The organism is Dehalogenimonas alkenigignens, assembly GCF_001466665.1.
Lineage (GTDB): Bacteria > Chloroflexota > Dehalococcoidia > Dehalococcoidales > Dehalococcoidaceae > Dehalogenimonas > Dehalogenimonas alkenigignens.
Genome location: NZ_KQ758903.1, coordinates 1,587,394 through 1,608,427 on the forward strand (window position 1 = coordinate 1,587,394; position 21,034 = coordinate 1,608,427).

Annotated in this window: 18 protein-coding genes, 2 tRNA genes and 1 riboswitch; of the genes, 14 read left to right on the plus strand and 6 right to left on the minus strand. The window is 55.3% G+C overall.

Translation table 11 applies throughout. The annotated features are described in order from the left end of the window. The first annotated feature begins 5 nt into the window (after positions 1–5). Entirely contained in the window at positions 6–1,208 is a 1,203-nt protein-coding gene (gene mtaB, locus DEALK_RS08295) for a tRNA (N(6)-L-threonylcarbamoyladenosine(37)-C(2))-methylthiotransferase MtaB (protein WP_058439761.1), read from the plus strand. A gap of 61 nt (positions 1,209–1,269) precedes the next feature. On the opposite strand, the gene DEALK_RS08300 is transcribed toward mtaB, so the two are convergent. Both DEALK_RS08300 and DEALK_RS08305 read right to left on the minus strand, forming a co-directional pair. Beyond that, positions 1,270–1,587, minus strand: a complete 318-nt coding sequence (locus DEALK_RS08300; RefSeq protein WP_058439762.1) for a CxxC-x17-CxxC domain-containing protein — start codon at positions 1,585–1,587, stop codon at positions 1,270–1,272. A gap of 257 nt (positions 1,588–1,844) precedes the next feature. Beyond that, positions 1,845–2,639, minus strand: coding sequence for an SDR family NAD(P)-dependent oxidoreductase (locus tag DEALK_RS08305; protein ID WP_058439763.1), 795 nt, complete (start codon positions 2,637–2,639; stop codon positions 1,845–1,847). Between the two features lie 248 nt (positions 2,640–2,887). On the opposite strand from DEALK_RS08305, the gene DEALK_RS08310 reads away from it, so the two are divergent. Genes DEALK_RS08310 through DEALK_RS08325 form a run of 4 tightly spaced genes read left to right on the plus strand, consistent with a single transcriptional unit; the run spans position 2,888 to position 7,358 of the window. Then, positions 2,888–4,591: an ABC transporter substrate-binding protein gene (locus DEALK_RS08310; protein WP_058439764.1), complete on the plus strand. Its 1,704-nt coding sequence runs from the start codon at positions 2,888–2,890 to the stop codon at positions 4,589–4,591. A gap of 1 nt (position 4,592) precedes the next feature. Next, positions 4,593–5,573, plus strand: coding sequence for an ABC transporter permease (locus DEALK_RS08315; protein ID WP_058439765.1), 981 nt, complete (start codon positions 4,593–4,595; stop codon positions 5,571–5,573). Beyond that, positions 5,570–6,379, plus strand: coding sequence for an ABC transporter permease (locus tag DEALK_RS08320; protein WP_058439766.1), 810 nt, complete (start codon positions 5,570–5,572; stop codon positions 6,377–6,379). The genes DEALK_RS08315 and DEALK_RS08320 overlap by 4 nt, the downstream gene beginning before the upstream one ends. 22 nt (positions 6,380–6,401) lie before the next feature. Further along, positions 6,402–7,358 (plus strand): ABC transporter ATP-binding protein, encoded by a 957-nt coding sequence (locus DEALK_RS08325; RefSeq protein WP_065128870.1) that lies wholly within the window; start codon positions 6,402–6,404, stop codon positions 7,356–7,358. Between the two features lie 5 nt (positions 7,359–7,363). Here the strand turns inward: DEALK_RS08325 and DEALK_RS08330 are convergent. Both DEALK_RS08330 and DEALK_RS08335 read right to left on the minus strand, forming a co-directional pair. Continuing rightward, positions 7,364–7,439 (minus strand) — tRNA-Arg (locus tag DEALK_RS08330). Positions 7,440–7,458: 19 nt separating this feature from the next. After that, a tRNA-His gene (locus DEALK_RS08335) sits at positions 7,459–7,534 on the minus strand. A gap of 109 nt (positions 7,535–7,643) precedes the next feature. Between DEALK_RS08335 and prfA the strand changes: the two genes are divergently transcribed. From prfA to DEALK_RS08370, 7 genes are all read left to right on the plus strand, one after another. Next, positions 7,644–8,714 carry a peptide chain release factor 1 gene (prfA, locus tag DEALK_RS08340; RefSeq protein WP_058439768.1) on the plus strand — a complete coding sequence of 357 codons (1,071 nt, stop codon included), beginning with the start codon at positions 7,644–7,646 and terminating at the stop codon, positions 8,712–8,714. Then, entirely contained in the window at positions 8,711–9,550 is an 840-nt protein-coding gene (prmC, locus tag DEALK_RS08345) for a peptide chain release factor N(5)-glutamine methyltransferase (protein ID WP_058439769.1), read from the plus strand. Before prfA ends, prmC begins: the two co-directional genes overlap by 4 nt. Before the next feature lie 125 nt (positions 9,551–9,675). Beyond that, positions 9,676–10,464 (plus strand): electron transfer flavoprotein subunit beta/FixA family protein, encoded by a 789-nt coding sequence (locus DEALK_RS08350; protein ID WP_058439770.1) that lies wholly within the window; start codon positions 9,676–9,678, stop codon positions 10,462–10,464. A gap of 54 nt (positions 10,465–10,518) precedes the next feature. Then, the gene (locus DEALK_RS08355) at positions 10,519–11,490 is read left to right on the plus strand and encodes an electron transfer flavoprotein subunit alpha/FixB family protein (protein ID WP_058439771.1); all 972 of its coding nucleotides are present in this window, start codon (positions 10,519–10,521) and stop codon (positions 11,488–11,490) included. A gap of 89 nt (positions 11,491–11,579) precedes the next feature. After that, a riboswitch (molybdenum cofactor riboswitch) is annotated at positions 11,580–11,724 on the plus strand. Between the two features lie 78 nt (positions 11,725–11,802). Beyond that, positions 11,803–12,729 carry an ABC transporter substrate-binding protein gene (locus DEALK_RS08360; protein ID WP_058439772.1) on the plus strand — a complete coding sequence of 309 codons (927 nt, stop codon included), beginning with the start codon at positions 11,803–11,805 and terminating at the stop codon, positions 12,727–12,729. 4 nt (positions 12,730–12,733) lie between these two features. Further along, the gene (locus tag DEALK_RS08365) at positions 12,734–13,450 is read left to right on the plus strand and encodes an ABC transporter permease (protein ID WP_058439773.1); all 717 of its coding nucleotides are present in this window, start codon (positions 12,734–12,736) and stop codon (positions 13,448–13,450) included. Next, a complete protein-coding gene (locus tag DEALK_RS08370; protein WP_058439774.1) occupies positions 13,447–14,544 on the plus strand; it encodes an ABC transporter ATP-binding protein in 1,098 nt (365 codons plus the stop codon). The genes DEALK_RS08365 and DEALK_RS08370 overlap by 4 nt, the downstream gene beginning before the upstream one ends. Positions 14,545–14,653: 109 nt before the next feature. Here the strand turns inward: DEALK_RS08370 and fusA are convergent, their stop codons facing one another. Together fusA and xerD are read right to left on the minus strand one after the other, a co-directional pair. Then, positions 14,654–16,723 (minus strand): elongation factor G, encoded by a 2,070-nt coding sequence (fusA, locus tag DEALK_RS08375; protein ID WP_058439775.1) that lies wholly within the window; start codon positions 16,721–16,723, stop codon positions 14,654–14,656. A gap of 468 nt (positions 16,724–17,191) precedes the next feature. Next, a complete protein-coding gene (xerD, locus tag DEALK_RS08385; RefSeq protein WP_058439777.1) occupies positions 17,192–18,112 on the minus strand; it encodes a site-specific tyrosine recombinase XerD in 921 nt (306 codons plus the stop codon). Positions 18,113–18,248: 136 nt separating this feature from the next. Here xerD and uvrC point away from each other — a divergent pair, with 136 nt between their 5' ends. Then, entirely contained in the window at positions 18,249–20,096 is a 1,848-nt protein-coding gene (gene uvrC, locus DEALK_RS08390) for an excinuclease ABC subunit UvrC (RefSeq protein ID WP_058439778.1), read from the plus strand. 67 nt (positions 20,097–20,163) lie between these two features. Next, positions 20,164–20,994, plus strand: coding sequence for a DUF6544 family protein (locus DEALK_RS08395; protein ID WP_058439779.1), 831 nt, complete (start codon positions 20,164–20,166; stop codon positions 20,992–20,994). Positions 20,995–21,034: the final 40 nt, after the last annotated feature.

The following is a 21,034-nucleotide window of genomic DNA, read 5'->3' on the forward strand; positions in this document are numbered from 1 at the left end:
GTTGAATGACGCGGGTATTAATCGAAACTTTTGGCTGCAAACTGAACCAGGCCGAATCAGAGGACCTGGTGCGGCAGCTTGCGGCTGAAGGGTTTGAGGTCGTCCTTTCAGCGTCTGAGGCAGAAGTAATGATCTTCAACACATGCGCGGTGACTCATATTGCCGAACGTAAGATCAGGCAAGCGATCCGGTCGGCAGTTAAGGTCAACCCCGGTCTCGATGTAGTCGTCACCGGCTGCTACGCTGATCGCGATCGCTCAGATCTGGTACATCTGCCAAACGTTACGGCGGTCATCGGCAATAACTCCAAAAGTGAAATACCAGCTTTGCTCGCCGGCCTTGGCCATTCCCCCGGTAGCATAATCCCCCGTTCGTTTATGCCGATGCGCACCAGATCATTCATCAAAATCCAGGACGGTTGTGATCACCGATGCACATATTGTATCGTGCCCTTTGTAAGGCCGGTGAAACACTCAAGGGATCCGGTAAGTATTATCGCTGCCATTAAGTTACGCCAGGCTGAAGGGACCAAGGAAATTGTCCTGACCGGGACCGAAATCGGAGAGTACCAGAGTGACGGCCTTGGACTCAAGGAATTATTGGATAGGATCCTCGACGAAACAACTATAGAACGAATCCGCGTTTCATCGCTGCAGCCCCAGGAACTGACGCCTTCACTCATCGGTTTATGGGCTGATGAAAGATTGTGTCCCCATTTTCATCTATCGCTCCAAAGCGGTTCAGATTCAGTACTGGGTAGAATGAGACGGCGGTATTCGACTGATATGTACCGAAAAGCGGTCGAACTGGTGCGGAGTGTCGTGCCGGATGCAGGTATTTCAACAGATATCATCGCAGGATTCCCCGGCGAAACCGACGCGGAATTTGATAATTCCGCAGCCTTTATCGAGGCCATGAATTTTTCCCGTTTGCACGTATTTCCTTTCTCGCCGCGGCCGGGTACCCAGGCTGCCGAAATGCCGCACATGGTTGAGGCCAAGTTAGTACAGCGGCGGGTAGAAAAGCTTCTTTCCATCGGTCAAGAATGCCTAAATACGTTTGAAAAACAATTAATTGGAACGAAGCAGAAAATTCTGGTCGAAGGCAAATCAGGTAATAAATGGGTGGGATTCACGGGAAACTATATTCGAGCTAAAATATCTGGTAATCAGAACCTTTCTAATCAGGTTGTCGAAGTGGTTCTTTAGCCGTAATAAAACTCAAGCGCCTCCATACGGAGGCGCTTGAGTTTTTTCAATTCACTTCAGACTACCGGGTGGGCGGTCTGACCTTGCGGAAACAATCGCTGCAATAAACAGGCTTGTCGCCGCGGGGTTGGAACGGAACCTGGGTGTTCTGACCGCAAGCAGCGCAGACAGCCGGGTACATCTGTGCCCGCTGGCCGCCGCCAAAACCACCGCCCATGCTTGACGAGCCACCGCGCTCGACTTTGCGAGCGGAGCGGCAAGGCGCGCAGCGCTTGGGTTCATTGGTGTAACCCTTGGACCGGAAAAATTCCTGGTCCTCAGCGCTGAAGGTGAAGGTGGTTCCGCAATCGGAACACTGGATTTGCTTGTCCTGAGCCATCGAATGACCTCCTCTCTAAAAACTCGTTGTGAGAGTTGCGGTCACTATACGTAGGCTCTTGGGCGCGGTACTAATGACACGAACTGACAACTATTATGTAGCATATATCAGGCAGGAACAGTTGTCAAGAATGTTCCAAATTGGTTCAAAGTAGGTACCTGCCCGAATCGGTTTACTAAAACCATCTCTCGATAAGACAAGGGAACGGTTCGTTTCAGATCCGTTCCCTTGTGCTGAGCCGGTTGTTTCCAGGTTATCTACCCGACCAGATACCCGCCATCCGCGACAATGGTGGTGCCCGTGATATAGTCCGCCGCTTCAGATGCCAGGAAGAGAGCAACCCGGCCGATATCATCCGGTTCGCCCTGGCGGCCGAGGGGAATCGTTGCGATGAACGCCTTGGTCAAAGCTTCAATCTGTTCCTTGCTGATCCCGGTAAGGCCGCTTGCCGCGCCGGGGGTGGCGATAGCGCCTGGGGCGATCGCATTAACGTTGATATGTTTTGGCGCCAAGTCTTTTGCGATGGCTTTCGTCATCATTACCACTCCGCCCTTTGAGGCATCATATGAAATTAGGTTGCCGGTTGGATGGAAACCATCAACAGAGGCTATATTGATGATCTTGCCGCCGTGGCCTTTCTCGACCATGGCCTTGGTCGCCGCCTGGGTAAAAAACATCACGCCCTTTAAGTTTACGTTCAGGGTCTTATCCCATATCCGTTCGGACATCTCCAGTGTCGAAGCAAAGGGATAAATCCCGGCGTTGTTAACCAGAATATGAAGGTCTCCGAATGCCGCCAGCGCCAGTTGGACTGTTTTTTCCGCATCGGACACCTGGCTGGTATCGGCTTGGGCTTCCTTAACTTTGTACCCTTTAGCCCTCATTTCGGCAACAGTCTGCATAGCTGCATCTAAATTAAGATCCGCAATAACCACGCTGGCGCCCGCTTCCGCCAGGCGTAAGGCGATGCCTTTACCGATTCCCATGGCGCCGCCGGTAACGATAGCTACTTTCCCGGAAAGGTCAAACAGTTCTCCGATGGTTTTAGTCACTTTTCCCTCCTTTTTAGCGCGGCATTAGATCAACGTGTCAGGACTAATACTACCATACCTTTTTGCATAATGACATGGCTAAAAGTCCGAATATTTTCATAGAAATCGACAAGTTATCGTACTATTATTCAAAGTCAGCACTCATATCTGCCAAATTAATTCACTTCATGATTCGACTCTCAACCGTGACCTTGATTTTGTAACCTCTTCATCGAAATAGTACAATCCCAATCGCCGTGAATAGACCAGTGCCTGCCGCCATCCACGTTAGATCCTCCCAGCCTGACATCAGCCGCCGCGGTTTTGTAAAGGGACTGGCAGCCATTGCCGCTGTTATCGCCGTCAGCGAAGGATGCAATGGCCTGAATCCGATTGTCGTTGATGACGATAAAAAGAATATCCTCGTTTTAGCTAACCGCGGCGATCCGCCGGCCCATTTCAGCACGTTGCGCACCTCGAGCATCTCCCTTCACCATTCTGCCGGAGCTATCTTCGGGCCCGGCAATCTGGTCATGAGAAACCGGGGTAACATGTATTTGGTCGCTCCTTATTTAGCCCGACGATGGGTCTCCAGCCCTGACTTCACCGAGTGGACTTTCATCCTACGGCGTGACGTTTTCTGGCATGATGGCACCCAATTCGGGCCGGATGATGTAAAATTCTGGTTGGATCTGGCCGCCTTCGGTCTAAAGCAAGGGGATCAAGTCCGGGCACCGGCCTATTACACAGGCGAATTGGCTATTAAGCAGGTGGAGGTTATCCCGCCGGATCAGGTGAAGATAACCTTGAACGGGCCAAACCGATTCTTCCCTGATGTCCTGGCTGATCCGAGGATCAAGATCGACCATCCGCGCCACCTGATGGAAAAACAAATTAAAGACGGAGAGATCAACGTCTCACCTTCGGACGTGGGTATGATCGGCTTGGGACCTTTCAAATTTGACAGCTATGAAAATGGTTCCGTGATCCGTGTCAGGCGGTTCGATCAATACTTCGAGCAAGACTCTTCTGGAACGGCGCTGCCGTACCTCGATGGAATCGACTATATTATCACGCCTGACGCCCAATCGATGGATATCGCCTTCCGTACCGGGCGCCTGGATGGCACAGCCAGGGGATTTGGCCACTATTTGACCGAAACACGCCTGAAAGAATACGTTAAAGATCTGGGAGATAGTGTTGTCTTTCCTTTAATGGAAGGCGGGACCTTCCGGCTGGCGTTTAACGTCCTTAAGTCCGGGCCATGGCAAGATGCCAGAGTGAGAAGGGCGATTGCGTTGTGGATCGATAAAAAAGCCGCTGTCCCACTGGTTCTGGATGGTTTTGGCTGGACATCACCGGATGTCAGCCCCAACAACCCTGTCAAGGACAAAAACTTTGTGATCTGGCCGAGACTGGATTCTCAGGATTTGACAGCCAATCGTTTTGAGGCGCGTCGCTTGCTGAGTGAAGCGGGATTTTCCGCCGGATTCTCGATGGGGTATCTGTGCCGTGCTGAAAACGGGCTGCCCGGCGGTCAATTCCTCAAGGATCAATTGGCTGGGTTGGGGATTGAACTCCGGCTGCAGATCGTCGATGAAGCTGAATGGAACCGCGGCCGGGTTAGCCTGGATTATGATTCCCAATCCGGAGCCCTCTCCGTATTGCCTATTCCTGAAGGCACAGAAGGCGTTTACGGCCGTGCCAGTAAAGCCCCTGATGCCTACGCCAAGCATGAAGATTTGGAAATCGACCGTTTCTATCGCGAATTGAAAGATGCTTCGACCTATGACCGACGTTTAGACGTTTGGACGCAACTCCAGAAGTACCTGTTTGTGGATCAGACTTACGTCATCCCCATCGCCGAAATCACCTATATCCAGGCGTTCCGGGATTATGTCAAAGGTCTGGTCATTCCGCCAGAAGACGGCCACACCTTTACGGATTATGCCACGGTCAGCTTGGAGCGGTAAGGTGGATCGACTCCGGTCCGTTCTCATATCCCCGTGGGTCAGCCGGATAGCTTCCTTTCTTTTTACCTGCCTGATCGCTTCAATCATCATTTTCTTGATTTTGAGGCTTCTCCCTGGAGATGTCGCCGATTTGATTGCGGGTGACGTTATTTCCGCCCCGGAATTTAAAGAAGCGGTCAGGTCAGAACTTGGGCTGGATCAACCACTGTACGTGCAGTATGGGAACTGGTTGCTCAGTATTATCAGTGGAAATTTCGGAGGGAGTTCCCTTATATCCGGCCAGCCGATCGGGGAACTCCTGGCTAGACAAATCCCAGTCACCATCCTGCTGGCAACCGGCGTGGTCTTATTATCACTCGTGACCGGACTCCCCTTAGGCATCGCCGCAGCCATGAAAAAAGACCGGTGGCCGGACACTGTCATCCGCCTTATGGTAGTCCCTGGCCAATCATTGCCTGGATTCTGGTTGGCTATTATTTGCTTGTTAATGCTCGCCGCAGTTTTCAAATGGTCCCCGCCGCTGGTGTATTCTTTCCCCTGGCAAGATCCGTGGAACCATTTTCAAATGATTATTATTCCTCTGCTCCTGCTAACCTGGGAGTACGGATCCCATATTGTGAGGGTCACCCGTTCCGGTATTGCAGCCGCGATGCAGGAGGATCAAATTAGAGCCCTCAGAGCAAAAGGACTCACCGAAAGGCAAATCATTATCCATCACGCTCTCCGGGCGGCCGCGCCCTCGCTGATTGCCACCATGGCGCTCCAATTCGGCGTGCTCCTTGGCGGCGTCATGATCCTGGAGTCCATATTTGGCCTGCCCGGAGTCGGCCGCGGTTTGATAGGAGCCGCTCTGCAGCGAGATCTCCCTGTGATCCAGACATATGTACTGCTGATTGTGGCCGTCGTCTTGCTGGTCAATCTGGCGGCTGACCGCCTGCACCGGGCGGCTGACCCGAGACTACCGTCGGGCGCAGGACTATGAAGAGGCTGTCTACCGTACTGGGCGGGATCATAATTGTTGGGCTCATCGGCACCGCCGTATCAGCCGAATTGCTGCCGATCCGTGATCCCCTGCTCCAGGATGCATCCGCCCGCCTGCTGCCGCCCGGTGCGGAATATTTTTTCGGCACCGATAATTACGGCCGGGATGTTTTCAGTCGGGTAATCTTCGGGGCGCGATCGGCGCTCTATGTGGCCATAGCGTCGGTTTCGCTGGCTACTTTTGCCGGTGTCATCATCGGTGCCGTTACCGGTACCCGAGGCGGAGCGCTGGACGGTTTTACCCAGCGGGTGAACACCGCCATGCTTGGATTCCCCACCTTGGTTTTAGCTGTAGTTCTTATCACTGTCCTGGGCCCATCACCGAATGGGGTTCTAATTGGCATCGCAGTTGGAGTCTTCCCTCAGATGGTCAGGCTTTCCCACGCAATCACCGTTTCGGTTAAAACAGAGGAATATGTCCGATTTACCACGTCAATGGGACTGACGCCCTGGCGGATCGCGGTAAGACGCATTATGCCCAGAATAGCCTCCCCGGTACTGGCTTACGCTACCGGTTATATCGGTATCGCCCTGATTTTGGAATCAGCGTTAAGTTTTCTTGGTTTGGGCGTCCCGCCGCCAACTCCAAGTTGGGGCGGTATGCTTCTGGAAGGCCGGCTTTATATGGAAGCTGCTCCGTGGCTGGCCGTGGCGCCGGGGCTGACACTATGCGCCGCGGTTTTTGCTTTTGTTTTCGTGGGCGATTATGTTCGCGACCTGCTCGACCCCAGGAACCGCCGAAGGTAAAATCCGGTATACTGGCATTGAATTGACAGAATTTCTTAGAACTGCCGGCCTGACCGTGCACTACCGTACCCCCGGAGGGATTATCCGGGCCGTCGACGGGGTTTCGTTTGAAATCAGCCAGCCGGGGCAGGCTTTGGCGCTTATCGGCGAATCCGGATGCGGCAAGTCCAGCGCAGGTTTGGCTTTGCTGCGCCTGTTGCCTGGCAACACATCCGAATTCTCTGGATCGATACGTTTCGAGGGCTGCGATTTAACCACATTGAATAATGAGGATTTTCGGCGCAGTTACCGATGGAAAAAGATCGCCTGGGTGCCGCAAAACACTAAAAGTTCTCTGGATCCGTATTTTAGCATCGAAGCCCAGTTTAAGGAGCTTTTCGAGGCTCACGGCATCCGTAATGCCGCTGAAAAAATCAGCCGGTTGCTGGCAACCGTTGGTTTGTCCAAAGAGAAATGCGGTTCAATTCCGGACAGGCTGAGCGGCGGTGAAATTCAACGGGCTTGTATCGCCCTCGCCTTCGCCCTGGAGCCTGCTCTGGTGATTCTGGATGAACCAACATCCGCGCTTGACCCCAGCTTGAAAGGCCAGATAATATCCCTTCTCATTTCGTTGAAAAAAGAGTTATCCACCTCGTATTTGTTTATCACTCACGACATTGCCCAGGCAGCCGCCGTTTGTGACTATTTCATTGTCCTTTATGCTGGAAAAATCGTCGAAAAAGGTACCCGTGAACAAATACTAAAAACCCCGTTGCATCCCTACACCAGGAAACTCCTTGAATGCATAAGCCTGTCTCATCAAGGCGAAGGCGTAGCTTATATACCCGGCGAACCACCTGACCTGAAGGGGTCTAACTCCGGTTGCTCCTTTGCGCCGCGTTGTGATCAGTCAGAGGCGGCGTGCTTAAAAGGCGTCCCGGTTTTGGATGAAACGGAGGAGGGGCACTTTGTGGCCTGCCGGCTGGCGCGAAAGATTTGAACTGCTGGCGCGCCTGGAGGGATTCGAACCCGCGACCCTCGGTTCCGAAGACCGATGCTCTATCCGCTGAGCTACAGGCGCCTGTCGTCGGGAAAAAGTTTGGGGTGGGTAGTGGGATTCGAACCCACGGTCTTCAGGGCCACAACCTGACGCCTTAACCACTCGGCTATACCCACCGCGCAAAGTATGATTATAGCCAGAATGCCATGCCGATTTCAATTTGCGGCTTGAGAACTCGCCGTTGGAGATGAGCCGAGCCTGCCTCCCGTGATATAATCCAAACTTATGCTGGAACAACTTGAGAAAATCGAAAAGCGTTATACCGAGATAGAAGAGGCAATTGCCACACCCGAAGTCGCCGCCAATATCCCGGAGCTCACCCGTCTTGCCAAGGAGCGCGCCGCTCTGGAAGATATCGTCGGCCTTTACCGGAGATACCTGCGCACCGTGAAGGCTTTAGAGGACACCGAACACCTTTTAGACACCGAGCGGGACGAGGAGATGTTGGCACTGGCGCGGGAGGAACACCAAAGCCTCAAAGAGCAGCAGGAGTCCCTCTACGAGGGACTGAAAATCGCCCTGTTGCCTAAGGACCCCAATGCCGGCCGCAACATCATCATGGAAATCCGCGCCGGTACCGGCGGCGACGAGGCCAAGCTTTTTGCCGCCGATCTTTTCCATATGTACACCCGCTACGCCGAACTCAAGGGCTGGAAGGTAGATGTTATCGACCTGTCTGAATCCGCCGCCGGCGTTTTCAAGGAGGTTATCTTTGAGATCGACGGCGAGGAAGTATACAACCGCCTGAAGTTCGAGAGCGGCGTCCACCGTGTTCAGCGCGTCCCGGTGACTGAGGCCGCCGGACGCATCCATACATCGACAGCGACGGTAGCGGTGCTGCCGGTCGCCGAGGAGGTCGAGGTCGACATCAGCCCCGACGAGCTGCGGGTCGACATCTTCCATTCCGGCGGGGCGGGTGGCCAGAACGTCAACAAAGTGGCTACCGCGGTGCGCCTGACCCACCTGCCCACTGGTCTCGTCGTTGTTTGCCAGGACGAGCGTTCCCAGCTTCGGAACCGGCAGAAAGCCATGGACGTGTTGCGGGCACGCCTTCTGGCGATGGAACAGGAGAAGCAGCAGTCGGAGGTGACCGACGCTCGCCGCTCCCAGATCGGCACCGCCGAGCGCTCGGAGAAGATCCGCACCTACAACTTCCCCCAGGACCGCCTGACCGACCACCGCATCGGCCTGTCGGTCCACAACCTGCCGAAACTGCTGCAAGGCTATCTTGATGACGTCATTGACGCTCTGGCTACCGATGAGCAGGCGCGGTTGCTGCAATCCGCCGGCATATGACCGTCGCCGCCGCTATCCATCAGGCTTCCGCTCGCCTGTCAGGTCTTTCTGCCCGCCTCGACGCCGAGGTGCTGATGCGCCATGTTCTCGGTCTTTCTCGTATCGAGTTGTACCGGCGCCTTTTCGATGTTCTAACACCAGGCGATGAAGCCCTTTATTCGGTGTTGATCGATCGGCTGATCGCCGGCGAGCCGCTGCAGTACCTCACCGGGCACACCGAGTTCTATGCGCTTGAGTTTTATGTCAACCCAACCGTCCTTATTCCCCGTCCGGAGACTGAAATCCTTGTCGCACAAGCCCTCGATATCGCAAGGCTCAAGACGGGGGACAAGCATAACGCGCTGGTTATCGCCGATGTCGGCTGCGGCTCCGGCGCGGTAGCTGTAACCCTGGCAAAACATTTGCCTGAATCGGTAATCTTTGCCATCGATACCTCGCCAGAGGCTCTTAACCTGGCCCGCCGCAACGCCGCCAGCCACGCCGTTACGAACATCGAGTTCATCCATGGCGACCTCCTCGACGGCGTCGCTGACCGCCGCCTCGACATCGTCTGCGCTAACCTGCCCTACGTCCCTTCCGCCGAGGCCAGGGGCAACAGGTTTGAACCACAGCTTGCGCTGGACGGCGGGCCGGACGGTTTAGATATCATCCGCCGCCTGGTCAGCCAGACTGCTGCCCGCGATGATAAGCCCGGCTGGTTGCTCCTCGAGTTCGGTTCATGTCAGTCCGCTGCGGTCAAATCAATAATTAATCAGGCATTCCCCGGAAACCGTACCGAAATCATCCGGGATCTCATCCCCCTTGATCGTGTCTCGGTCACCAAACTTCCCCCGTAGCGGATAACATATGAACTTGATAACTCGCGTCGTAGGACCCGTGACGCAGTTGACCGGGACGCAGTGCGGGTGTTAAATTAAGCCAGTCGTTGACCAATCGTTCAATTACGTCGAGGAGGCTGCTCTTGGATATCATCGTTCTGATCAAGCAAATCCCCGACCCCGAAATTCCTCCAGCAAGTTTCAAGATTGATCCCTCCGGCACCAAGGTCGTACCTCCCGCCGGAGTCTCTCCGGTGATCGATCCCTACTCTGAGCACGCTCTGGAGGCTGGGCTGCGGCTCAAAGACACCAACACTGGCAGCACCTTGAAAGCGGTTTCTTTGGGAAGCGGCCTTAATAAAGAACTCCTTAAAAAAGCCCTCGCCCTCGGTGCCGATGAACTCATCCTGTTGGACGACCCGGCCTTCGCCGACCTGGACAGCGCCGCTGCCGCCGCCGTCCTTGCCGCCGCAGTTAAAAAGATCGGCAAGTTCGATGTTATCCTCGCCGGTCGCACCGCCGCGGATTGGGACGCCGGCCAGACCGGCCTGCTTCTGGCTGGTCACCTCGGCCTGCCTTCATTGTCCCGCGCCCGCAAGGTCGAGTTCACCGGCGGCAAACTTCGCGTCGAGCGCATCGTCAACGGCGGCTTTGAAGTCGTCGAGGCAGCCTTACCCGCTGTCGTCACCGTTTCTGGAGAACTCGGGAAACTCCGTCTGCCCAACATCAGGGGAGTACTCGCCGCCAAGAAAAAGGAGCCGCTCTTTTGGAAAGCTACCGACCTGGGCACCGTCGCCGTTAACCGTCTGGTGAAGCTGGTGAGGCTCTATCAACCGGTGCGGGAAGCGAAGTGCGAACTGATCCCCGGCGCCACCCCTGAAGAACAGGGCGCTAACCTGGCGCTGAAGCTTCGTGAACTAAAGCTGATCTAGCAGTTCCCAACTTTCCCTCCCGAGAGGAAAGACATAAAAGGAGCGGGTGAAAACATGCCAGATAATCAAAGCGTCCTAATCGTCGTCGAGGTCAAAGGCGGCACGCCGGCGCCTGCCGCCGCCGAGCTTTTCACCGCTGCGAAGGCAATCACCGCCGACGAATCCATTTTCGCCCTTGTTGTTGGCACCGGCGCCAGAGAGGCCGCCGTTGCCGTCGGTAGATTGGGTGCCGTGAAGGTCTTTGCCGCCGAAGTCGGCCAAGTTTCGAGTGATGCCGTCGCCCTGACGGTGATGCCGCTGGCCGCTAACTTGAACCCAAAAATCATCCTCCTGGCTGAAACCGATTTAGGCCGCGACCTGGCGCCGATGCTGGCCGCCCGGCTTTCGACCGCCGCTGTAACCGATGTTATCGCTATCCGTACTGAGGGCGGCAGCCGGATTTTTACCCGCCCCGTCTACGGCGGCAACGCGCTGGCGGATTTTACCATCGATACCGAACCCCAGGTCGTTTCCATCCGGCCCAAGACCTTCGCTCCGGCACCGGCCAACGATAAGCACACCGTTGAGATTTTGGAATTGCCGGCGGCTGAACCATTGACGGGTGTTCAAATCCTGGAGCGAGTAGCCGTGAAAGAGACTGGCCCAAAGATCGAAGAGGCAAAAATCGTCGTCGGCGGCGGCCGCGGCCTGGGTGGGCCCGAGGGTTTTGCCCAGCTCCAGGAACTCGCCGGCCTCCTCGACGGTGTCGTTGGTGCCTCCCGTCCGCCGTGTGACCAGGGTTGGTGGCCAGAATCTGGACAGATCGGAGTCACCGGCAAGATCATCGCCCCGGATTTATACATTGCCGTCGGTATCTCCGGCTCGTCACAGCACCTTTCTGGCGTCTCCGGCGCCAAAACACTCGTGGCCATCAACAAGGACGCCGAAGCAAACATTTTCAAAGCCGCCGCTTACGGCGTCACCGGCGATTGGAAGAAGGTTGTCCCGGCCCTCGTCGCCAAGGTCAAGGAGCTCACCGGCAGATAGCGTTACCATTCACTCCGGCGAACCATGATGGGAACCGTCATCGATTCCTGATTGACCGGTATTAGTACTCTGTGTTACCATGAGCTTAATTAAATATTGATCTCCGAAGTCTTGGAGCCTAACTCCTCGGTGATATGGCGACAAGACCGGCGGTCCTTCACAGAAGGACCCGAGGGTGATGCCGGAAACGGCGCCGCCTCCCGCGATTTGGAAAGGAGAGCATGCCATGACGAGGGTACTCCGTGGCCGCGCACCTCCTTAAAAGAGGTGCTTTTTGTTTGTACTATTCCAAATATTTGATAAGGGGTACAGATGAGAAAAACATGGTTAAAAGTTTCCGGCTTGTTGTTGTCGATGCTACTCGCGGCTTCATCGATCGCCGGCTGCAATGGATCTGATAATCCATCAACCACCGGTCCGACGGTATCGCCGACCACCGAACAGGGCAGCGGCATCCTCTCCCCGGCAAAACGCCTCAAGGTGGCTACAACCAGCTCCCTCTACGACACCGGCTTGTGGGCCCTCCTGGAGCCCATGTTCGAGAAAGAGTTCGGAGTGGAAGTCGATGTCCTGTATGCCAACACCGGTATTGCCCTGCAATACGGCCAACGCGGCGATGTTGACATTATCACCGTCCATGACAAGGCTCGGGAACTCCAGTTCATTGCCGACGGTTACGGTACAACCCGCAGCGCTTTCGCTTACAATTATTTCGTTATTGTAGGCCCTGCCTCCGATCCGCTCGGATTGAAAGGCCTTTCCGCCGAGGATGCCTTCAAGAAGTTGTTCGCTTCCAAGACCGCCAAGTTCGTCTCCCGTGGCGATGCCTCCGGGACCAATTCCAAGGAGCAGGCTATTTGGAAGGCTGCCGGCATCACTTACACCGATGTCCGCAGTTCAGGCGCTTGGTACGTCGAGTCCGGCCAGGGCATGGGACCAACTCTTCAGATGGCCGGGCAGCTTCAGGGTTACACCCTTTCCGATATTGGCACCTTTTTAGCTTTCAAAGGACAGACCGGCCTGACTTCTATCGTAGATAAAGGGTCGATTCTGCTGAATGTTTATGCCGCAGTCCCGGTCAATCCGGTAAAAGTTGCCGTGAGTAACAAGGACATGGCTCAAAAGATGGTCGAATGGCTGTTGTCCCCGGCCATCCAGAAGATCATCGGCGACTACGGCGTCAAGGACTACGGCGCGCCGCTATTTACCCCTTGCGCCGGAAACGAACCGGCGAATTAATTAAATGGAAGAGATCTGGCTTGGTCTGCAAAGGGCTATCGAACTAATCTTTTCGGCTGATCCCGACGTTATGGAAGCCACCTGGCGGTCGCTGAGTATCTCAGCGACCGCCAGCGTCATCGCCGCAGTCATCGCTCTGCCTTTAGGCTCTCTCATCTTCCATAACACCTTCCCCGGCAAGCGCTTCCTGATCAGCTTCATCCATACCCTGTTTTCCCTGCCGACGGTTTTGGTCGGCCTGTTTGTCTTCCTGCTGTTCTCGCGCTCCGGTCCGCTTGGGGAGTTCGGGCTGCTTTTCACCCCGACAATTATGGTTATTGGCCAGGCTGTGCTGGTGACACCGCTGATACTCGGCCTCGTTATTTCGGCGCTCTCCGGAATCGACCTCATGGCTAAAGAGACGGCAATTGCCTTGGGCGCCAGCCGCTGGCAAATGGGATTGCTGTTGATCAAAGAGGCCAGGTACGCTATCTTCACCGCCTTCATCCTCGGCTTTGGTCGTGCCATCTCCGAAGTCGGCCTGGCGCTCATGGTCGGCGGCAACATCCGCGGCTTCACCCGGGTGCTGACCACCGCCATCTCGCTCGAGACCAGTAAGGGCGACATCGAACTGTCGCTGGCCTTGGGAATAATCCTGCTGGGTATTGCCCTGCTAATCAATATGGCGCTCTCCTGGCTGCAGCAGCGCGGTACAGACGTCAGGCGGAGACCGGTGGAATGAATTTTTCGAACGCCAAACCGATTATCGAAGCCCGGGGGCTACGACAGCGTTATGGCGGCAACTTCAGCTTGAAAGATATAAACTTGACCGTCGCCGCCGGCGAGACAGTGGCGCTGATCGGTCCCTCCGGCGCCGGTAAAAGCACCGTCCTCAGGCTGCTGGATCTCCTGGAGCAACCGTCTGGGGGCGCCATAGTCATTGGCGGGCAGCAGGTGACCGGCAGCGCCTCCAGTCGACTGGAGTTGCGCCGTAAAATGGCTTTCGTTCATCAGAAGCCGCTCGTCTTTACTACCTCGGTATTTGACAACATCGCTCAGCCGCTGCGCTGGAGAGGTATGAAAGGCGAAGACATTAAACCCAGGGTAACGGCGGCGCTGGCCGAAGTTGGCCTGGCAGGCTTTGAAGGCCGTCAGGCCAAGACTCTATCCGGCGGCGAAACGCAGCGCGTCGCCCTGGCGCGGGCGCTGGTCACCAGTCCTGACATTCTCTTCCTTGATGAACCGACAGCCAACCTGGACCCCAATTCCACCGCTATGGTCGAGGAATTGGTCTCAAACATCATCGGTAAACGCCGCCTCACGGTGGTCATGGCAACCCACGATTTGGCGCAGGGTCAACGTCTGGCAAACCGAATCGGCGTCATGATGAAAGGTGAACTGCTACAACTCGGCACCAGTGACGAAATCTTCATGGCGCCAGCCTGCCGAGCCGTGGCTGAATTCATCGGCATTGAAACGATACTCGAAGGCTCAGTGATTGAGTCAATCGGCGGACTCATCACTGTCGACGTTGCCGGAAAATTGATACAGGCAACTGGTGAATTTATGCCCGGCGACCGGGTCAACCTGTTCCTCCGGCCGGACCATATCACCGTCAGTCTGAAATCTGAAATCGGTTCCAGCGCCCGTAATAGGCTTGAAGGCACCATAGTCAACATAGCCCTGGTCGGACCGCTGGTCAGGTTGGAAATAGACTGTGGGATCCACCTGCTGGCGGTCGTTACTCGCCAGTCCGCCGATGAACTGGGTTTGGCGATAGGCAAGCCGGTGGTTGCCTGTCTCAAGGCCGCCGCCATCCACGTCGTCAAGGTTTAGCTTTTGGTGAACGGCCACAAGGTTACGTAAGTTCGAAGACAAAACTAAAGAGGGGCTTTAGAGCCCCTCTTCGTTCTTTTTCTTTAAACGCACTAAAACCCGGCGCTTATCAATGCGTAGACTGCGCTGCCGCCAATTCCGCTGCCCGGTCGGCGACCAGTTTTTGCGTTAGGTTAGCCGGCACCTGCTGGTAATGATCGAACTTCATCGTAAACGAACCACGGCCTTGAGTCAGGCTTTTCAGGTTAACGGCATAACGTTGGACTTCAGCCAGCGGCGCCATCGCCTCAATAATTGTACGGTCCCCGTCAGGATTCATACCCTGGACATGAGCGCGCTTGGTATTAAGGTCGCCGATAATGTCACCCACGATCGAAGACGGGACATTTATCTGGAGACTGACGATCGGTTCCAGCAGCACCGGCCCGGCCTGCTCCATACCTTTCTTCAGCGCGCCTGCGCCGGCGATCTTGAAGCAGATCTCGGAGGAGTCCACCGGGTGGAAACTGCCGTCGCACAGGGTGGCGCGGAGGTCAACGATCGGAAAGCCCAGACTACCGCCTTCTTGCACTGCTTCTTTGATGCCCTTTTCCACCGCCGGTATATAGTTGCGGGGAACAGCGCCGCCGACCACCTTATCGACAAACTCGACCCCTGAGCCGGGCGGCAGGGCTTCGACATCAAGTACGACGTGACCGAATTGGCCGTGGCCGCCGGTCTGCTTTTTATGGCGGTACTCTGCCCTGGCTGAGCCGGTGATCGTCTCTTTGTAGGGAACCCTGGGGGCTTTAAGTTCTACTGCGACTGAATACTTTCGCGCCATTTTTTCCGCGGCTACGTCCAGTTGGGTATCGCCGAGACCCGCGAGTATGGTTTCCGAGGTGTCTGGGTCTCGGTGGCTTTCCAGAGTCGGATCTTCTTCGATAAGCTTGGCGATCGCCTGTCCCAGTTTGTCAATATCCGCTTTGGATTTGGGGTGAACCGCCACCGAGTATGTCGGTTTGGGGAAAGATATTGGAGTGACTATTACCGGGCTGTCCTGGGTCGCCAGCGTATCATTCGTCGCTGTGACGGCGCATTTAGCAACCGCGCCGATGTCTCCGGCGCCGATTTGTGTTGCCGGTTCCTGGTGTTTGCCTCTCATGACGTACAGCTGCCCAATCCGTTCGTCAGCTTTCCGGGTTGAATTCCAGACGTGGGTGTTGCTTTGAAGCATGCCGCGGTAAACACGAAAGAAAGTCAGCTTGCCAACAAAGGGGTCCGCGGTCGTTTTGAAAACCAGTGCGGCTAGCGGGCTTGACTCATCAGCGGTGAGGCTGTTTCCATCGTTGAGTTCGACTTTCCGCCCTTGAGGCGACGGCATGAATTCAACGACGAAATCCAACAATGAATCCACGCCGGTGTTGGTAAGCGCCGCCCCGGCCAGGATCGGTACAATTTCACCTGCCGCAATCGCCTTTTTCAAACCGCTGTGGATCTCCTCAGCCGACAGTTCTTCACCGCCGAGGAATTTTTCGATGAGATTGTCGTCCTGTTCGGCGACTGCCTCGATAAGCCGCTCTCTGGCGTCTTTTGCGGTCTGCGTCAATTGAGCTGGTACCTCGCCTTCAGCGGCGGGGTGGGCGCCGGTAAACGCCTTAAGGTTTAAGACATCAATAACGCCTTTAAAGTCTTTGAAAGAACCTATCGGAATCGTCATCGGCAAGCACTTGTGCCCAAATTTGGCCTGCAGCGCTGCTACCACATTGTCAAAATTCACATTTTCCCGATCCATCTTGTTGACGACCAGGCACCTGGGTAATTTTGCCTCTTCCGCAAGAGCCCAGGCAGTCTCGGTGCCCACTTCAACACCCGATGAAGCGGCGACCACAATAATTGCCGATTCGGCTACTTTAATTGCCGCTTTTGCCTCTCCGGCGAAATCGGCATAACCCGGCGCGTCCAGAAAATTTATTTTGGTTTTGCGCCATATAAAAGGTAAAAGCGAAAGACTTATAGAAATCTTTCGCTTCACTCCCTCGGGATCGAAATCTGATGCTGTCGTGCCGTCGTCAACTCTGCCCATTCGGCTGACGGCGCCGGCGCTGAAGAGCGCCGCCTCGGCCAGGGTGGTTTTTCCGGCGCCGCTGTGAGACAGCAGCGCCACATTCCGGATGCCGGCTATGCCATAATTCTCCATGAAACACCTGCCCTGTATTTAGTCATTAGGGGCTATTATATCCACCGACTTACACTGGGGCAAATTACCGGTAACGTTGAACTCTCAGCCGCCCCGGAACCGCCGGAGAAACGCATCGGCCAATTCGGCAGAAAATCTGCCCTGGTGTTTCTGCCGGCAAGGTCAGCCCAGCAAGAACGCGGCCAGGACCAGCGTGCCAACAATGACTAATCCAAGAATTGCGAACCGCCTGAGCTCACTGCCCAGGTTAGCGATGCGGACGTCAGCCTGTCCTGTCTCAGCCGGCCTCGCCGAAATACCAGCTGAGACCGCTGGTCTTTTCGGCTCCGCAGCGGCTGATTTTGCTCCGACGTTTCCGTACACGGCGGATGATGCCTGAACATTCGCAGGGGCTTGCTGCTTTTGCGTTTTTTCTTCTTCCCCGGCTTGTAAGAATACTTATCTGCCATCTTGTTCCTGCTTTTCAAATTATCGAGGATTTGATTTTGCCCGAGGATGGGCGCTGTCATAAGCCTTCCTGATATGTTCGGAAGTCAAATGAGTATATATCTGGGTGGTGGAAATATTGGCATGCCCCAGGAGTTCCTGTACGGAACGCAGGTCAGCCCCGCCGTTGAGCATATGGGTGGCAAAACTATGCCGCAGGGTGTGAGGCGTGACCATGTCGCTCAAGCCAGCCTGACGAGCGTATTCCTTCAGGATCTGCCAGAGACCCTGGCGGGTAAGACGTTCGCCGCGGCGGTTGAGAAAAAGGGCTTTCTCCGATTCATCCCTCAGAAGCCGGTGCCGGATTTCATTAATATATTCGCCTGCAGCCCTGGCTGCTTGAGGATAAATAGGCACGATCCGTTCTTTGCGCCCTTTGCCGAAACAACGGACCTGGGCTTCGTTACAGTCCAGATCTTCGATATCCAGATTGATCAGTTCACTGACGCGCATACCGCTGGCATAAAGCAGTTCCAGCATTGCCCGGTCGCGCTTGGCTTCGGGAGCACTGGTTTTTGTCGGCTGCTCCAGGAGTAATTTCACCTGGCTGACCGAAATTGCCCCGGGCAGCGGTTTGCCTACTTTGGGAGACTCGATGTTTTCGGTAGGATTTTGCCGGACTTTGTTCTCATCGACCTGGAATGAGAAAAAACTTTTTGCCGCAGCCAGTTTTCTTACCACGGTGGTGACCGCATATTTGCGTTCTTTGAGATCCAACAGATAGGACAACATGTCCTGACGGTTAAAATTGTCCCACAAATGCTGTGCGTTCCGGTTCGATAGGCATTTCTCGGCAAAATCGGCAAGTTGTGATAGGTCGTTGTGATAAGCTTCCCTGGTGTTCCCAGAGAAACCCTTCTCTACTACAAGATAGTTTAGAAAGTTGTCTATATCGGCTTTCATCACAGCGCTCACCGCCTGAAAAGTTTTATGTATTCTAACATAATCAGAGTCCGGGGCAAACCAGGTTTGTGCGCCGCAAACCGAGATTCCATACAGTTTGGGCAAGTTTAAGTTGCCTTTATGTTAAAATATTGCCATGGCAATCGCCCAGCTTCTTGAGGAACAAGTCCGCTGCTTGCCCGCAGCCCCCGGCGTCTATATCTATAAAGATGAAAAAGGCCGCATCATCTACGTCGGCAAGGCGGTCAATTTAAAAAACCGCGTCCGCAGTTATTTTCGCGGTACCGGCAGGCTCGACGAGAAGACCGAAATGCTGGTGGCTGAGGTGCGTGACCTGGAATACTTCGTGGTGCCTTCGGAGCAGGATGCCCTCATCCTGGAGCTAAACCTCATCAAGCGCCACCGGCCGGATTACAACATCCGCCTCAAGGATGACAAAGGCTTGCCCTACCTGCGGGTCACCCCGGGCGATTGGCCTAAGCTTGAGGTCACCCGCCGCTATGTTGAGGGCCAGGGCCGCTACTTCGGGCCGTTCACCGACTCCCGCTCCGTCCACGCCGTGGTCGATCTCCTACGGAAGATTTTTCCCTTTCGAAGTTGCAGCTTGGATCTGAAGAAAGTCAAGCGTCCATGCCTGGAATACGATATGCACCGTTGTCCGGCGCCCTGTACCGGCAGGGTCGCCGCCGAAGACTACAGGCGGAACATCAATCAGGCGGTGCTCTTCCTGGAAGGCCGGCTGGAGAAAGTGGTCAGGAACCTGAAATCGGAGATGGCCGCGGCTTCGGATAATATGGAGTTCGAGCGCGCCGCCGATTTACGGGACCGCATTCGCGACATTGAACAGGTCATCGCCGCCCAGCGTATCGCCACTAAGGTCAAGGGCGAACTCGACGCCGTCGCCTATGTCCAGAACGGTGACGAGAGCTTCGTTATGGTCTTTTTCGTTCGGGAGGGCAAGATCATTGGCAGGGAACACTTCTTCCTGCGGGGTACCTCCGGCCAGCCGCCGTCCCAGGTCATGTCCAGCTTTGTCGGCCAGTTCTACAGCAATTCGCCCCACCTGCCGCCGCTCATCCTCATCGAACACAATCCGGATGACAAAGAGGTTCTTGAAGCCTGGCTCTCGACCAAGCGGGGAACCAAGGTCGAGATTGTCGTGCCGCAAAGGGGACCTCGTGTGGAGCTTATGAAGTTAGTCACCGAAAATGCGCGTAAAGGACTGGAACAGCACAAGATCAAGCGGCTGCTCACCGGCGCCGAAGACTCGCGCGCCGGCCTCGAAGAACTGGCAAAAGTCCTCGGCTTAAGCAAGCCGCCCCATCGCATCGAGGGCTACGATATTTCGAACATTCAGGGTAAGCTGGCGGTGGGTTCGATGGTCGTCTTCACCGGCGGCCGGCCCGATTCAAAGAACTATCGCCGCTTCCGTATCAAGATGGTGCCCGGTGCCGATGACTTTGCCATGATGAAAGAGGTCATCGGCCGCCGGTTCGCCCATGCCAAGGCCCATAAAGATAAGCCCGACCTGGAAGGCGAAGCTGAAACCAAATGGGCTGCCCTGCCCGACCTGATTCTCATCGACGGCGGCAAGGGGCAAATTTCTGCGGCTGTCGGGGCGCTCAGAGAGAAAGGCGCCGAAAATATTCCCATTATCGGTTTGGCCAAGGAGCGTGAGGAGATATTCCTGCCGGAGCATTCGGCACCGATCATCCTCGAGGAGCGTTCCGCTGCACGACGGCTGCTGCAACGGATTCGGGACGAAGCCCACCGCTTCGCGCTTGGCTACCATACCAATTTGCGGCAAAAGTCCGCGATCGCTTCTCAACTTGAAGCCATCCCGGGCATCGGCCCGGCGCGCCGTCGCTCCCTTATTAAAAAATTCGGTTCCGTTCACGGCGTCCGCTCTGCAACGGCTGATCAAATCGTCGAGACTCAAGGCATCACTCCCCAGCTTGCTCGCCTCATTAAAGAGAGCTTATAATCGTTTTGCTTTTCTCACTCTGAGCTTGGCCAAAGGCAAAATATCGATCAGGAGAACCAAAAGACCGATGGAATGGCTGCTGGTCTTTTTCGCCGTCGATCTCGTTCTTGGCATCCTCATCGCCATTGCGCTCGGCCGGAGTATTAAAGGTTGGTCCCTCGACCGTAAAGCCGAGATCGAAAAACTGCTGTCGAAGGCAAAACCGATCGACAGGGTCTTCAACCAGGCAGACGTTAGCCGCCTGCCGCCGCCGGTGCAACGATACCTCCTTAAAGCTATTATACAGGGGACTCCTTACGTCAGCCGCCTGCACCTGAAACAGAGCGGCCGGATGCGATTCAACCAGAGGTGGATAAGCATCGAAGCCGACCAGTATTATTCGGCCGAACCGCTGTCCTTCACCTGGATTGCGAAGATGAAACTCGGTCCCGCCTGGGTTGCCGCCCGAGACCGCTACTCCAACGGCAAAGGCAACATGCTGATCAAAATACTCTCCGCCGTGCCTCTGTTCGACGTCCGCGGCCCGGAGATGGACCATGCCTCTTTACTGCGCTATCTGTCGGAGCTGCCCTGGCTGCCAACGGCTTTCCTATCTGATCACATCACCTGGCAAGCGATTGACGACCGCACCGCCGAGGCTACCATCACCGATGGCGGTATTTCGGCCACCGCCACCTTCCATTTCAACGGAGCCGATGAGATCAGTGAGTTCAAATCACTCGGCCGTTTCCGCAGTGAAACCGGTAAAATCACGCCATGGTCCGGAACGTGGTCGAACTACCAGGAATTCAACGGCTTCCGCATTCCAACCGAAGGTAACGCCGTTTGGAATGATCCTCAGGGCGATTTTGAGTATGTCAGGCTCAAGATTGAGACAGCAGAATACGACCGGCGTTAAATGATGCTGGGAGTCAACATCGCCCAGGCCTGTCCAGGTC

Excerpts from the sequence above, each read along its gene's own strand:
- mtaB (WP_058439761.1), top strand. The coding sequence starts at position 6 with ATGACGCGGGTATTAATCGAAACTTTTGGCTGCAAACTGAACCAGGCC.
- DEALK_RS08300 (WP_058439762.1), bottom strand. The coding sequence starts at position 1,587 with ATGGCTCAGGACAAGCAAATCCAGTGTTCCGATTGCGGAACCACCTTC.
- DEALK_RS08320 (WP_058439766.1), top strand. The coding sequence starts at position 5,570 with ATGAAGAGGCTGTCTACCGTACTGGGCGGGATCATAATTGTTGGGCTC.
- prfA (WP_058439768.1), top strand. The coding sequence starts at position 7,644 with ATGCTGGAACAACTTGAGAAAATCGAAAAGCGTTATACCGAGATAGAA.
- prmC (WP_058439769.1), top strand. The coding sequence starts at position 8,711 with ATGACCGTCGCCGCCGCTATCCATCAGGCTTCCGCTCGCCTGTCAGGT.
- DEALK_RS08355 (WP_058439771.1), top strand. The coding sequence starts at position 10,519 with ATGCCAGATAATCAAAGCGTCCTAATCGTCGTCGAGGTCAAAGGCGGC.
- DEALK_RS08360 (WP_058439772.1), top strand. The coding sequence starts at position 11,803 with ATGAGAAAAACATGGTTAAAAGTTTCCGGCTTGTTGTTGTCGATGCTA.
- DEALK_RS08365 (WP_058439773.1), top strand. The coding sequence starts at position 12,734 with ATGGAAGAGATCTGGCTTGGTCTGCAAAGGGCTATCGAACTAATCTTT.
- DEALK_RS08370 (WP_058439774.1), top strand. The coding sequence starts at position 13,447 with ATGAATTTTTCGAACGCCAAACCGATTATCGAAGCCCGGGGGCTACGA.
- fusA (WP_058439775.1), bottom strand. The coding sequence starts at position 16,723 with ATGGAGAATTATGGCATAGCCGGCATCCGGAATGTGGCGCTGCTGTCT.
- xerD (WP_058439777.1), bottom strand. The coding sequence starts at position 18,112 with ATGAAAGCCGATATAGACAACTTTCTAAACTATCTTGTAGTAGAGAAG.
- uvrC (WP_058439778.1), top strand. The coding sequence starts at position 18,249 with ATGGCAATCGCCCAGCTTCTTGAGGAACAAGTCCGCTGCTTGCCCGCA.
- DEALK_RS08395 (WP_058439779.1), top strand. The coding sequence starts at position 20,164 with ATGGAATGGCTGCTGGTCTTTTTCGCCGTCGATCTCGTTCTTGGCATC.